The 12680-nt window shown below is 42.2% G+C and carries 10 protein-coding genes and 1 rRNA gene; 6 read left to right on the top strand and 5 right to left on the bottom strand.

Going from position 1 to position 12680, the window contains the following annotated elements; translation table 11 throughout:
- The first annotated feature begins 3 nt into the window (after positions 1-3).
- The 4 genes from rrf to G4P69_RS24560 all read left to right on the top strand — a co-directional run bounded on the left by rrf (position 4) and on the right by G4P69_RS24560 (position 4846).
- Positions 4-121 (top strand): 5S ribosomal RNA (rrf, locus tag G4P69_RS24575).
- A gap of 697 nt (positions 122-818) precedes the next feature.
- Entirely contained in the window at positions 819-1601 is a 783-nt protein-coding gene (locus tag G4P69_RS24570; RefSeq protein ID WP_208351887.1) for a hypothetical protein, read from the top strand.
- A 134-nt stretch (positions 1602-1735) separates the two neighbouring features.
- Positions 1736-2545, top strand: coding sequence for an ABC transporter permease (locus G4P69_RS24565; protein WP_310833858.1), 810 nt, complete (start codon positions 1736-1738; stop codon positions 2543-2545).
- Positions 2546-3013: 468 nt separating this feature from the next.
- Positions 3014-4846, top strand: a complete 1833-nt coding sequence (locus tag G4P69_RS24560) for a bifunctional serine/threonine-protein kinase/formylglycine-generating enzyme family protein (protein WP_208340503.1) — start codon at positions 3014-3016, stop codon at positions 4844-4846.
- Between the two features lie 17 nt (positions 4847-4863).
- On the opposite strand, the gene G4P69_RS40035 is transcribed toward G4P69_RS24560, so the two are convergent.
- Together G4P69_RS40035 and G4P69_RS24550 are read right to left on the bottom strand one after the other, a co-directional pair.
- Positions 4864-4995 carry an AAA family ATPase gene (locus tag G4P69_RS40035; RefSeq protein ID WP_279605124.1) on the bottom strand — a complete coding sequence of 44 codons (132 nt, stop codon included), beginning with the start codon at positions 4993-4995 and terminating at the stop codon, positions 4864-4866.
- Between the two features lie 270 nt (positions 4996-5265).
- The gene (locus tag G4P69_RS24550) at positions 5266-6252 is read right to left on the bottom strand and encodes a DUF1517 domain-containing protein (RefSeq protein WP_208340502.1); all 987 of its coding nucleotides are present in this window, start codon (positions 6250-6252) and stop codon (positions 5266-5268) included.
- Positions 6253-6671: 419 nt separating this feature from the next.
- On the opposite strand from G4P69_RS24550, the gene G4P69_RS24545 reads away from it, so the two are divergent.
- Positions 6672-7889 (top strand): glycosyltransferase family 4 protein, encoded by a 1218-nt coding sequence (locus tag G4P69_RS24545; protein WP_208340501.1) that lies wholly within the window; start codon positions 6672-6674, stop codon positions 7887-7889.
- A gap of 106 nt (positions 7890-7995) precedes the next feature.
- Here the strand turns inward: G4P69_RS24545 and thiS are convergent, their stop codons facing one another.
- A complete protein-coding gene (gene thiS, locus G4P69_RS24540; RefSeq protein ID WP_208340500.1) occupies positions 7996-8208 on the bottom strand; it encodes a sulfur carrier protein ThiS in 213 nt (70 codons plus the stop codon).
- Positions 8201-9319, bottom strand: coding sequence for a thiamine phosphate synthase (locus G4P69_RS24535; protein WP_208340499.1), 1119 nt, complete (start codon positions 9317-9319; stop codon positions 8201-8203). The genes thiS and G4P69_RS24535 overlap by 8 nt, the downstream gene beginning before the upstream one ends.
- Positions 9320-9665: 346 nt before the next feature.
- On the opposite strand from G4P69_RS24535, the gene G4P69_RS24530 reads away from it, so the two are divergent.
- Positions 9666-11651: a DUF1565 domain-containing protein gene (locus G4P69_RS24530; protein ID WP_208351885.1), complete on the top strand. Its 1986-nt coding sequence runs from the start codon at positions 9666-9668 to the stop codon at positions 11649-11651.
- A 275-nt stretch (positions 11652-11926) separates the two neighbouring features.
- On the opposite strand, the gene G4P69_RS24525 is transcribed toward G4P69_RS24530, so the two are convergent.
- Positions 11927-12598 carry a hypothetical protein gene (locus tag G4P69_RS24525; protein ID WP_208351874.1) on the bottom strand — a complete coding sequence of 224 codons (672 nt, stop codon included), beginning with the start codon at positions 12596-12598 and terminating at the stop codon, positions 11927-11929.
- Between the last annotated feature and the right edge of the window lie 82 nt (positions 12599-12680).

The following is a 12680-nucleotide window of genomic DNA, read 5'->3' as shown; positions in this document are numbered from 1 at the left end:
ATTCCTGGTGTCAATGGTGCGGTGGAACCACACTGATCCCATCCCGAACTCAGAGGTGAAACGCTGTTGCGGCGACGATAGTCGGAGGGTAGCCTCCCGCTAAAATAGCTCGATGCCAGGTAGATATATCAAGAAAGCCCTCTAACCAATTGGTTAGAGGGCTTTCTTTTTATATCTATCTAATTAATCATCAATTTCTTGGCCTATTTGAAGCTTAGGAAGCAGGCAAGATATCCCCCCACTACAATAATTTTACGTTTTATCCTCGATTAATAAATCTATTATCAATCTTCGACATCCTTGAGAAGGAAACTTTCTTTATATTTTCAGTGAATAGTGTAAGTTAAATCTCCAATTTTTTACTTCATTTCTCAAAGCCGCATCAAACCTAGATATAGGTGTTTTACACTGTATGAAAATTATTACCTGCAAAAAATAAACTTCCGAAATATCCTTTTGCTAAAAATTAGAGCTAATGCGATCGCCTAATGGCAGTAAGCTTTTTACAAGCCCTTATCTTCTGAAAAATGGCAGAAATACGTAGGTGTTGACACAGAAACTTAACAAAAGGTAAAAATCTATTACTTTAGTAGCAATACATCTACTCCAGTGGTAGAAGTTATCTAAAATATTAGTAGTTATTCTAATCATTAATCATAATAATTGATTCAAATTACATTTTTATAGGATTATTTTTGAATAATTATCATGATAGTCATGAGTGGTAAATTTTCAATTGTTTCCGCAATTTTCTAAATTGAAATAGAAATAAAAAAATTGAACTGAGAGAAATTTCAAATATCAAAGGAAGCAAGAACATGAAAACTTCTAATAAATCTAAAACTTTCTGGGCTAGTATTTTTGCCATCAGCTTAGCTGCTTTGCCTTTAGCCGCCCCTGTTTACGCTCAAGGAGCAGGTGGTGGTGGTGCTGGTGGTGTTGGAGCAAGCGGATCTGGTACAGGTTCCAGCACGGGTACTGGCACGGGCACAGGTACTACAGGTACTGGCATGGGCACAGGTACTACAGGTACTGGCACGGACACAGGCACTACGGGTACTGGCACGGGCACAGGTACTACAGGTACTGGCACGGACACAGGCACTACAGGTACTGGCACGGGCACAGGCACTACAGGTACTGGCACGGGCACAGGTACTACAGGTACTGGCACGGACACAGGCACTACAGGTACTGGCACGGGCACAGGCACTACAGGTACTGGCATGGGCACAGGTACTACAGGTACTGGCACGGACACAGGCACTACAGGTACTGGCACGGGCACAGGCACCACAGGTACGGGTACAGATACTACGGGTGGTGCTGGCACCGGCAGTACAGGTAGCGGCACAGCTTCTGATGGTACAGGAACTACAGGTAATAGCTCAAATTCTGGTGGTACTAACACTGGCAGTAGCACCAATAGTACCGGAACAACTACTGATAATAGCGGTTCTCAAGGAGCTAGTACGACAAATGACAATCGCGGTTCTAGTTGGGGTTGGTTAGGCTTACTTGGTCTAGTTGGTCTTGTGGGTTTAGGTCGTAACCGCTCTAAATCTGTTGCTTATCGCAATAACGTTGATCCAACGCGGTGAACTTAAAGCAATTTGGGCCTGAGCTATTGACTTATAACTAAAAGTATGCTAGCTATAGTTAGTAGCTGTATTGTTGTTGGTTGTTTCATGCCAACTACTAAGTAATAGCTAACAACTAGCAACTGACAAAAACGGTGAATAAATCTCCATCCCAAAACAAACCGCGTGTCGTATGGCAGGCGGTTTTCTCACTGCTGATGTTTATTTTCATGTATCTACCCATACTGATACTTGCGTTTTATAGTTTTAATCAGTCCCCTTATAGTGCAACATGGCAAGGGTTTACGTGGGATTGGTATCGCAAATTATTTAGTGATGAACGAATTTTAACTGCTTTGCAAAACAGTTTGCTCGTTGCCTGTGGTGCAGTAGGTGTTTCAGCCGTATTGGGAACTCTGATGGCAATTGGTTTAGCACGATATCATTTTCCAGGGAAGGTATTGTATCGTGGTATTGCTTACTTGCCATTGATTATTCCCGATATTGCGATCGCCGTATCTACCCTAGTTTTTCTAGCAGCATTCGCTATCCCGCTGAGTTTATGGACAATTATTGCTGCCCATGTGGTATTCTGTCTTGCCTACGTTAGCCTTGTTGTCTCGTCTCGACTGAATAACTTAGATCCGCATTTAGAAGAAGCAGCACTAGATTTAGGAGCAACACCAGGACAAGCCTTGATTAAAGTATTACTCCCTCAGTTAATGCCTGGCATTATAGCTGGCTGCCTACTAGCCTTTGTCTTAAGCTTAGACGATTTTCTGATTGCCAGTTTTACTGCTGGTAGCGGTTTTAACACTTTGCCAATGGAAATTTTCAGCCGAATCAGAACAGGTGTCAAACCAGATATTAACGCTCTCTCAGTTATCTTAATGTTAGGCTCTGCGATCGCTGCTTTTGTCGCTGAATGGATTCGGGCTTCTTTTGAGGATAAACGTCGAGCGTGAAGGGTGTAAGAGTGAACAGGGTGTGGGGTGTAGGGTGTAGGGAAAATATAAAGCCACCACTCATAGGTGGGGTTTCAACCGAACCGTATAGAGATCGATTTTTTCGACCACTTTCAAAGCGAGACTTTAAACCTTACGCTCGCGGGCTAGTTTCTCACCCCACACCCGCCCCGGAGGGGCTAATCTGTACGCTTGACAAGATTAGCTCTTTGGAGATATCTTTGAAAAATGGAAATCCGTGCGCTCATATATTATAGATATATTTAATTTCTAAGAGTAGACGAATAAATAGCTCCTTTTACCTTGTTGTACTAGTCTGTGTTAGCCCCGTATGAGATTATATACAGACTCTCCAATATGGATCTTGCCCTTATAAATATCTATTTTGCACTTACTCTTATAATTAAGATTATTTTGCACTTGCTCTTATAGAGTCAACTTTGAACAGGATGGGGTCTACGGCTCATTATGGAAATATGCCAAAATCCCGATTGCTCAAATCCTTTCAACCCTGATGGCAATAGGTTTTGCATTAGTTGTGGAGAAAGAAACTTTGGCAAGCTTCTGAGAAACCGATTTCGGGTATCAACATTATTAGGCGAAGGTGGGTTTAGCAGAACTTATAAAGCAGAAGATGTAGATAGACTCGATGCGCCTTGCGTTATCAAGCAATTTTTTCCCCAAGTTCAGGGAACCTCCCAACTTACCAAAGCAGCGCTTTTGTTTAAAGAAGAAGCTTTTCGGTTGTATGAACTGGGAGAGAACCACCCTTCAATTCCCAGATTACTTGCTTATTTTGAACAAGGTTCATGCTTGTATTTAGTGCAAGAGTTTATTCAAGGACATACTCTCCTAAAGGAACTTCAAGAAAAAACCTTTAGTGAGCAAGAGATTTGGGAAATCCTAGGTGATTTATTACCTGTTCTCGAATTTATTCACTCTCGTAACGTTATCCACCGAGATATAAAACCAGAAAATATCATTCGCCGAACCTTTCCTAAAAAGGAACTCGTATTAATCGACTTTGGCGGTGCAAAACAGGTAACTCAAACCAGCATAGGTAGACAAGCAACAGCAATCTATACAATTGGCTATGCGCCTACAGAACAAATGGCTGGGTTTGCCTACCATTCCAGTGATTTATACTCTCTAGGTGTCACTTGTATCCGTCTTTTAACTAAATGTTTACCCATACAAGATGATTATGGACAAATTCAAGATCATCTTTATGATCCCATGAGTGGGCAATGGCTATGGCGAGAGTGTTTGCAAGAAAAAAGTCTTACCGTTAGCAAAGAATTAGAACAAATTCTAGATAAATTACTAAAACATTTACCAAAGGAAAGATATCAATCAGCAGCAGAAGTTCTCAAAGATTTATCTTCTTCACAATTAAGCAGTACACAATTGCTTTCCCATTCGCAATATGAGTCACCGACTCGAATACAAAAAATAATATCAGTCTTTCCCCCCCTACAATCTTTTGAATTTGAAGTGGTGACAGTAAACGCTGCTGGTAACGAAATTAGGCGCGAAGAAAGGAGTGGGAACTTTTATATAGAAGAATTGGGTAATGGCGTTACTGTTGAAATGGTAGCAATTCCTGGTGGCAGTTTTATGATGGGATCATCAGATGAAGAAGGGGATGCTGATGAACGTCCTCAGCACCAAGTTAATCTGGAACCTTTCTTTATGGGTAAATTTCCCATAACTCAAAACCAATGGAGATTTGTAGCAAATTTACCAAAAATCAAACAATCATTAAACCCCAATCCATCGAAATTCCGAGGCACAAATAGACCAGTTGAAAATGTATCATGGCACGAAGCTGTAGAATTTTGCGCAAGATTGTCAGAAAAAACTGGACGCAATTATCGCTTACCCAGTGAAGCTGAATGGGAATATGCGTGTCGTGCAGGTACTACTACACCATTCCATTTTGGCGAAACACTTACCAGTGACTTAGCAAACTGTAGTGACAGTGATATCCACTCTTTTGCATCAAAAGGTAAATCTCGTAAAGAAACGACTGTTGTAGGTAGTTTCCAGGTAGCAAATGCTTTTGGGTTGTATGATATGCATGGACTAGTGTGGGAATGGTGTGCTGATCCTTGGCATAAAAATTACGATGGCGCACCACGAGATGGCAGAATATGGGAAATAGGAGGAGATCATAATCGCCGAGTGCTTCGCGGTGGTTCTTGGAGTTTCAGTTCTGTACTTTGTCGTAGCGCGAGTCGAAGCTGGAACGAATCGGATGGTGGACTCAGGGTATGTGGTTTTCGAGTCATAGCCACGTGAATGATTTCGCAGAAGAATTAGGTAGCGCTGTACTTAACAGATTTTAACCAGACGTCTTCCACATGATCTAAATGTTTATATATTTGACCTATTAGACGAGCAACTGTCGTTTTCCCTGTTCCGGGGGGACCACAAAATACTGAGTGCAGTGTTACAGAAATGCTAGCAAGTCCTTTTTCCTGGCGAAGCTTCTGTATCTTAAGGAAGTTGATTAGAGTAAGGCTTAATTAAATCTTCCGGTTAAAAATGAGCGAACGTACAGTTATAAAAATGATAATTATTCTCATACAAGATGAGGGAAGGGAGAGGCTGCTGATCGCAGCCTCTCCCTTCCCCCCTTTTTATAATTCGATTACAAATCCCCTATTTTAATAATGGAGATTTTCCTGTTGCTTGTTGCCTGTTCCCTCTTCTCTTAATTAAACCAATTTCAGATCAGCATATTCTGCCAACAAATCATCAGAAGTAAGGGTATCACCTTCAGCTTGTGGAGTCCAAAGGACTTCGATAGCAAGCAGTTTATCGCTAGGAATGCTGCCAATTTGACGTAAAGCTTGACGCAAGTCGTCACTGCCGTTAATCGTCGGGATTTGGAACTTACCTAATGTCGCCGCTAGCAAAGTGACGATAATATATTCTCCAGGACCTTCGCTAATTAGACGAGTTGGATTATCTAACTCATTACCACCAGGTAAAATATCTTTGGGTGCAGCAGATTTGAGTTGGTTATTCACATTAGAAAGTGTTTCTGCTGTAAATTTACTGCGTTCTGCCAATGCTAGACGGTTAAATTCTGCTTCAGCGGAATTTAACCGAGCTTGCCCTGATCCACCACCAGCATATATCCAGTACTCTGGGTGGCGCAGTAAAGCGAGGCTTGCTTCTTGCAAAATTTCTGCTCTACCTTCTGGGGTGTTAGTGTCAGCAGTTTCGGCAATGTGGTTCAGATCATTCTGCAGATTACGAGCGCTTGCTAGCATACCAACCTGGACACGAGTAATAGAAACAGGTGAGTTGCTGCTGATATCGCCTTCTTCTACTTCAGTGCTACCAGCACGTCGGAAGGCTTGTACTATGAAGTTAGCGATCGCTAGAAAAATTAGAATACTGAATAAACCGCCAAACCCTCCACCGATACCCCAAAAGGGAATCAAGAAAGGAAAGCCAAATCCACCACCAGGGTAGGGAGAATAATATCCCCCGCTCGGATAGCCATAACCGCCGCGACTTGGTGACGAGTAAGTACGGCTCGAAGAAGGCATTCTAAAGGAGCCACCGCCGATTCTTCCTCCACTGCGAGCAGCTAGAGCTCCATCAGCGTGACTAAATGCCAATGCGAAGACAAGGCTAAGGATGAAAAGAGATTTAAAAAGCGGTTTAATCGCTTGTTGTAGTTTGTGACGCATAACACAGTCGCTTGAAAAACGTTATAACTTTTAAGTTCTACCAGTACTGGTAGGAGTGTTGCAGCGCGCAGGTGACGCAGCCCGTAGCCCTACAGAGTAGTGAATTGGCAGTAGCCCTAAAAAATAGGCTACATTTCAAATCTACCTTTTCTTATGCTCAATAGGTAGGGAGCTTAAGAGGGATTTCCTCGTGTAGATAACCGTACATAACCTTTAGGCATTTTGGCATGACATTTTTATAGTCTGTGAATAGGCTCTAATAACAGCTTTACTTGGGGAGTTAGTAGACTGGAGGCGGAAATAAAGCAACCGTTCTAAATCAACGTTAACGTTTATAAATTTTTTGAAATTTCAATCAGTTAATTCTGCCTTGCGGTACTAGGGGTGTAAGAGAACAGGGTGTAGGCTTTATAAAAGATATGGAAAATATTTCACGAATAAAGACAAAAATCAGGGATCAAACTGTATCTGCTGACATCTTAGTTATATCCCGTACTTTCCTGCCTTCATCAGGTGGTATCGAGGAATATCTTTATAATCGTTGTTTACAAGATCCAGACCGTATCATAGTTCTAGTTGGTGGTTGCTCAGGAGACAAAGCCTTTGACAAAGCGCAGAAGTTTCCCGTCTATCGCTGGCCAAACCTTACATACTACCGTAATGGTTTAATCGGTAACATTATACAAGCTATACTGAATACAGTCTGGTCATTTCTACTCGCAATCAAACTTTATTTTCGCTATCACTACCGGTATATTGAATGGGGTCACGGTTACGACTTTATTTCAGTACTTCTCTTAAGCTACCTGCTTCCTATCCGTTTTTTTGTCTACGTACATGGAAACGATATTCTGTGTGCTTTACGTAACCACATAATAAAATCCCTATTTGAACTGACACTAAAACGAGCCAAAGGCATCGTTTGTAAAAGTTCGTTTACACGAGACTACCTAAGTACTCATTTCCGATTTAACACCCCTACCCACGTCATTAACCCTGTGGTTAGAAGGGACAAATTTGGTGCAACTCTAGGTCAAAGCTATCTTGATAGTTTACGCTTGCAGACGCGGAGTGCACACGATATTCCACAAACAGCACTGGTGATTCTTTCTGTAGGAAAGTTTGTCAAGCGTAAAGGCTTCGACCTAATTATCGAGACTTTAACACCACTATTGACCTGGGGGTTCGATGTCCACTATATACTTTGTGGATACGGTCCAGGTGAATCAGAACTTTATTCTTTGGCTCGTCGCTTACGAGTCGAACGGCGAGTGCACTTTGCTGGGTATAAGCCTGATTATGAATTGGCTGGGTACTATGCAGCTTGTGATATTTTTGCAATGCTGACTTTAGATAACATCCAAGCCGCTAGTATAGAAGGTCTAAGCATCGGTATCATAGAAGCAGCTTACTTTGGTAAACCCGTAATTACAAGTAATGTCGGTGGTATAAAAGATGTAGTTAGCCACGAAGAAAATGGTCTTTTAGTCAATCCCTATTCTGGCAACGAAATTTTGCAAGCTTTCCGTCGCCTATGCGAAGACTCCCAACTCCGCCAAACACTAGGTTGTAGAGCAAAAGCATTAGCTAACCGCAGAACCCTATATCGTTCTCTTTATGCTTCAGATAGGGAGTGACAGGTAAACAGTGAACAGTTATCAGTAATCAAGGTGTATGGTGCGGTGTTTCGCGCTCGTATAAACACATTATTCTTGACTGATAACTGATAACTGATAACTGTTTCTACCCTCCACCAACAATTGTCACCACTTCCAAATTATCTCCCTGCTGTACTTGTGTCTGAGCCCAAAACTGGCGGTGTAAAATTTCACCGTTATACTCGACAGCTACTAAGCGAGGATTGAACCCCAGTGTTTCTAACAAATTGGGTAAAGTAACTTGAGATGAACAGCTACGTGTTTCCCCGTTAACAACAAGGGTAATCTGATTAGACATGAGAGTTCTTAAATTCTGGTTGAATGCGATTTAGTTGAGAGAGAAAATACTGTGTTACTAAAGTTGGTTGCTCTGCTTGCATCAGACTTCGCACTACCGCCACACGATTTGCTCCAGCGTCAATCACCTCGTTTATATTATTGGGGTCGATTCCGCCGATCGCAAACCAAGGGATAGGAGAATTTTTAGCAGCATAGCTTACATACTCTAAACCAGCTGCTGGCTTACCTGCTTTTGTAGGCGTTTCATAAACTGGTCCTACCCCGATATAATCTGCACCTTCGGTAATTGCCCGTTGCATTTCTTCAGAATTTGTGGTAGATTTGCCTATTATGCGCTGTGGACCAAGTAATTGTCTGGCAATAGCAATAGGCATATCTTGCTGTCCCAGATGCACACCATCAGCATCAACTGCCAATGCCACATCTACACGGTCATTGATAATAAAAATAGCACCGTATAGGTGACACAGTTGTCTCAACTTTTTTGCTTGTTCTAAGTGAAAAGAATCATCGGCAGTTTTATTGCGGTACTGCAAGAGAGTTAAGCCGCCTTTAAGGGCAGCTTCAACAATCTCCAACAATTTTTCGTGAGGGGAGGTGACAAGATATAAGCGCGATCGCAAAAGCACCTGATGCCGCTCTTGACCCATTAAATCAGTTTCTAGGGTATAAATGCGGTAGCGCATCTGCTTGAATACTTTCCCCATATTTGGGTTGTATAGTTTGCTATATTCTTCTACCACACGCAAAGCTTCTTGCACTCGGCAGAAGTTAGCCTGTAACAAGGATTTAATGCTATTACGTTCTTCCTCTTGAGGATGGGTTAAATCAGTACCTGGATCATTTAGTGTATCCCGTGTTGCACGTATTTGTGCAGTATGCCAATTAGCTATTTCTTGTCGCTCTTTTTTGCATTGACTAGCCAAATGGGCATTATTCAAGCCAAAGCGACACCATTCCTCAATAATTCGCAAACCTTCACGAGCGCGGTCTAAATTTGCATCTAAAATGCGGTAAACCACTTGCTTTATTTGCTCTGTTTGGCTGTTTGGCTCGACCATGACAACAACCCCATTAGTGCTTTCATCGTAACAGCCAGCCCCTTTCATATTTGCAATATCTTTCTTATCTGTATTGATTTGTTAACAAATTACTTTCTATCAAAAAGTAGTAACAGGTCAATTGCTGACTGAGATGATCGACATATCAGCGTCTTAAAGACTATAAAAAGTTATATTTGGTTCAAGGAGTGCTCTTAAAGTGTTTCATCTCAACATTTTCCCTAAGTCTTGTAAAATAAATTTCGCATCTGCTAAGTTGAATCCATTATGTGATCCACCGTATCGATGTTTAGAACTACGAACATTTTCAATATTTAATGGTTCAGTATCGTTTTGCACAACCAGTATAGCACTAGCAAATATAGTATTTTTCGCCACAAACATAGATGCCGTAATGGCTCAGACGCCTATAGCTTCAAAGGAACTGCAAGCTAGTGCCAAAACAATGTCTCAGGTTAATGTACTTTTTGTCAACCCAAGTGTTGGAGATGACAAAGTTGGGAATGCTGATGAACGCACTCCTTTAAAAACCATTACCCGAGCACTACAATCGGCTAAACCTAACACTGTCATCATACTCTCAAAAGGCACCTACAGCGCTGAAAATGGAGAGAGATTTCCTTTAATGCTCAAACCAGGTGTTTCAATCCAAGGAGATCAAGGCAACAAAGGCCGTGATATTGTCATAGCTGGAGGTGGAGATTATCTCAGTCGCACCTTTGGTGGCAAAAACGTTACAGTTGTTGGTGCAGATCAAGCGAGGTTGACGGGAGTAACAGTAACAAATTCCAACCGCCGTGGTTACGGCTTGTGGATTGAATACACTAGTCCAATAGTCGCGGCAAATACTTTTACTGGCAATACCCAAGATGGAATTTCTATCACTGGTAATAGTCAAGCCTCAGTTCGGAATAACCACTTTGAACGCAATGGGGCAAATGGAATCACAATTACTGGTAATTCTCGTCCTGAGGTGCGCGAGAATGTGTTTCAACAAACGGGCTTTGGGATCAATATTGCTCAAAATGCCCAACCAATGTTAATAGGTAATCGAATTCAAAACAACAGATCCGGTATTGTAGTGCAAGCTAATTCTCACCCAGTTTTGCGGAATAATTTAATTCAAGATAATAAAGAAGATGGATTAGTAGCGATCTCCCAAGCAACACCAGACTTGGGTAGCCCAACAGAACCAGGGCAAAATGAGTTTCGCAACAACAAACGTTATGACATCAATGCTAGTGCTGCTAAGCAGATGATTAGTGCTTATGGCAACACCCTAAGAAGCGATCGTATCACCGGCCAAGTAGATACTAACACTAAAACAGCTACACAGATTACTGGGACAACCGCTGCATCCGCATCACCAACAATCCCACTCTCTATATCTTTTGAGAGAAGTTCCAACAGCAGAAATTTGCCTAATAACTCTAGTTCTCGCAAACAATACCTATCACAGCAGCCAAAGGCTTTGCCAGAGCCGGTTGCTTCTGTTAATCAAAAGCCATCTATTTCTAATTCTAAATATACAGATTTTCCTAGCCCTACTAACTTGACAACGAATAGCAATAAACAACCCTTAAAAGTCAACCCCAGTAATAACCGCCAGGCTGCGACAGATAAACCCAATACATCTCAATTGAATTATGTACAGATTCCTCCTGTTACTGTTGAGTTTTCTGCATCAAAGGCTACAACAGTACCACCTGCACAACCACCTAGTAGTCAAGGAAAGCAAATTGCTGTAGCTCCTGGAGCCTTACAGAGACTCAATAGCCCAAGACAATCCTTACCAGTGGAATCAGCACCTGTACAACCACCTAGTAGTCAAGGAAAGCAAATCGCGGTAGCTCCTGGAGCCATACAAAGACTCAATAGCCCAAAACAATCGTTAGTAGTTGAATCAGCACCCATACAACCGCCTAACAATCAATGGCAGCATTCAGGATCTATACAAAGACTGAATAGCCCAAAACAATCCTTACCAGTCGAATCAGCACCTATACAACCCCCTAGCAGTCGATGGCAGGAATTACCAGTAGTAGATGGAGCTCCCATACCCAATTACAATGCCGCGACAGACAACTCTAGTAGTACCCAGATGCCAGTACCTCCAACGGTAATTGTTACTTATAACAACCAACCTTCCCCAAGGGTAACGAATGTTGGACAAATCAATTTACGTTACCGAGTGGTGGTGGCGGCTGGAAGCCAACAAGATGAAGAATTAGTAAAATTTATTGCCCCTGGTGCTTTTCACACCGTGTGGCACAGTCAAGAAGTTATGCAAGTAGGCGTTTTTACCAGTCGCTATAACGCCGATAATATGTTAAAACTTCTCTCTGGAAAAGGTTTAAGAGCTATGGTAGAGCCGATTTAGAGCAATGGGCATGGGGCATAGGGCATGGCGCATGGCGCATGGCGCATAGGAATCAGAGGAGAACTGATTCGTACTTTGGCTAAACGAGCCACGGTTGGGTGAATATCCTATTTTTTGCCCGCAGACTCTGGCGATAGCTACATATTAGACATTGCTTGTGATTTGCTGGATTTTTGTCTGAAATATCCCATTTTTTATATTCTCGCAACGCCCCATTCCCCATTCCCCATGCCCTATGCCCCATGCCCTATGCCCCATGCCCTATGCCCCATGCCCTAATTCAACCTATCGTGTGACAGTGCTTGGAGTTTAGATGTGAAAGACTCTGAGCGCTTAGTTGTTTGTGGAGTAAATTGTCCAATTGGAGGATGATTTGTGGTAGGGGGGGAGACAAGTGCCTCATTATTGGGGATTGATGAGCGAGAAGAAGCTGGAAGTTTGAGGCGCTGTGGCAAAGGTGGAGAAGAAGACTGGCTTGAAAGTGGAAGACGCGGAGATGGACGAACTTCACTTCTCAATAGCTTTTCTTCACTAGTTTCTAAAGCCCTAGACAATTTGTTAGAGGCGGGATTTATTGCGAGTGATGAAGAAGAATTTTTGAATTCCTCTCGGGGAGTGTTTTTTGGAACAGGAGGTAGGCTAAGCGATGATTGTAAGGTGAGGCTTTGAGGAAATTTGCTACAAATCAGGCGTTCAAACTCCATGTTGAAATGAAAAGTAGCCTGTCCTCGACGATGCCACATAATTAAAATTTGCTGTACTGAAACTGCTTTGTATCGACCTTGATACAGAGCTTCTATAACGGCTAGGTGCAACCAGTCAACTGAAAATTGCTTGTGCCAAATGTTAACCAGTTCATTGGCGCTATAGCCACTCAGGTCGAAGCTATAGTGAATTAGTAAGGCTATTGCCAAATCGGCAGAAGTGCTGGAAGCTGGTGTAAACATTATGGCTATCCGCTTAGTGGCATAAGCATAAATTCTGTTTCAATCTCATATAGCCTATCGTGCTTTTAGCTACAGTTTGTTT

Source organism: Aetokthonos hydrillicola CCALA 1050 (assembly GCF_017591665.1).
Classification (GTDB): Bacteria; Cyanobacteriota; Cyanobacteriia; order Cyanobacteriales; family Nostocaceae; genus Aetokthonos; species Aetokthonos hydrillicola.
This window is presented reverse-complemented; position numbering and strand designations above follow the sequence as displayed.